This window comes from Blautia sp. BIOML-A1 (assembly GCF_009883055.1).
GTDB lineage: Bacteria > Bacillota > Clostridia > Lachnospirales > Lachnospiraceae > Blautia_A.
This window is the reverse complement of record NZ_WWVR01000086.1, coordinates 1-1,734: the sequence shown is the minus strand read 5'-3', so window position 1 is coordinate 1,734 and position 1,734 is coordinate 1. Positions and strand designations below refer to the sequence as shown.

Annotated in this window: 1 protein-coding gene; it reads right to left on the bottom strand. The window is 36.9% G+C overall.

What is annotated here, in order from left to right; translation table 11 throughout:
- Positions 1 to 344: 344 nt before the first annotated feature.
- A protein-coding gene (locus GT674_RS16735) for an IS3 family transposase (RefSeq protein WP_086956687.1) occupies positions 345 to 1,507 on the bottom strand; the annotation gives its coding sequence in 2 pieces (ribosomal slippage) (positions 345 to 1,231 and positions 1,231 to 1,507; 1,164 coding nt in all).
- Positions 1,508 to 1,734 lie beyond the last annotated feature (227 nt).

Genomic DNA, 1,734 nt, shown 5'->3' with positions numbered 1-1,734 from the left:
GACGTTTGTAGGAGCTAGAAGTAAATGGAGTAAAATGTGGAGAAGGATACATCAATGAGTGGGTAGAACAGATCAGTCCGGAAACTTCAAAAATGGGAAGTAAACAAAAGAAGTGTTTCATTTTGAGAAAGAAGAAGGCTATATGAAAATTGCTTTTCAAATTTTTGGTGAATACTGATTTTTAGAAGGAAATGTCTTTTTCTCCCGCCGTTTATTTGGAATGGCAACAGTTTTTTTGACAAATTTTATAAGGTGCAGAACTTCTTTCCGTATGCTATTCCGATTGTCCTTGACAATGAGCCTCCTCGGATGTGACGATCTTCGGCAGGAGCTAACAGTTAAAGTTAGACTGCCTCGCTAGCGTTAGCACATCCGAGCTCATTATCAAGGATTCGCTGCGCCAATCTCTGGTTACGGTAACCAACCGGTGTCTCGTAGCCAAGTGTACCGTGCAACCGAAGGTGGTTCCACCAATTGACATAGTCAAATAACTCCAAATCCAATTGTTGTAAGGTTTCAAATGTGTATTGATAGACAAATTCTACTTTCAACGACTTATAAGTTGATTCAGCTACGGCATTATCAAAAGGACAGCCTTTATGACTCAATGATCGATTGATGTCAAAAGTTGTTAATAATTCATCAATAGCTTGGTTATCAAACTCTTTTCCACGATCAGTATGAAAAATCTCAACCTCTGTCAGAGGTTGTTTGATACGGCTAAATGCTTTTTTTACTAGAACGGCATCTTTATGTTCTCCACAAGAATAGCCGAGAATTTCTCGATTGAACAGATCCAAAATGAAACAGACATAATTCCATTTTTTCCCGACTCGTACATAAGTCAAGTCTGTTACGATCGCTTCTAATGGGTTGTCTCTTAAGAATTTACGATTCAATACGTTTGTCGTTTTGGCTTCATTGCAAGTAGAATGATGTACTTTAAAATAAGCAACAGTATAGCTCGATTTTAATCCTCTATTTTTCATGATTCTACTAATTTTTCGTCGGCTGATCTGAATGCCTCGTTTTGATAAGGCTTTTTTTATTTTTCTTGAGCCGTAGGCCTTTCGGCTGCGGATAAATTCTTCAGCGACTACTTCTTCAAGTTCTGATTCGTCTTTCTTTGGTTTTGATTGATAATAATAGGACTGACGTGATAGACCTAATATTCTGCACATCGCTGATATAGGGTAAAGATGCTTATTCGCATCGATTACTTGTCTCTTCGTCCGAATATCAGCGCTGCTTGCTTTAAAATATCATTTTCCATTTCTAATTGCTGGTTTCTTTTACGTAGTTCTAACAATTCTTTTTGTTCAGGCGTAAGATTATCTTTTTCTTTGAATGAACCACTCGTTTTAGATTGCTTTACCCATTTGTCAAATGCTGAAGCCGTTAGTTCATATTCTCGAATGATTTCTACACGTGGCTTTCCAGCTAAGTAAAGATTGACGATTTGTTGCTTGAATTCTTGTGAAAAAGTTCTTCGTGTTCTCTTAGACATAAAAATTCCTCCTGGTATGTTTTCTTCTAGTCTACACACCTTAATTTTTCTGTCTAGTTAATTGTAGCCTATCCACACCAAGGAGCCCAAAAATCGACTAATGTAATACCCTCTTTTACTTCTGATGCTAATGTTATATCAGTTACTTTTACTGTCATTTGATTGTTCCTCTCCTTTTATCTTATGTCTGTTATTTCTTTTCAATGAAAATGTACTTGGCACTGGAT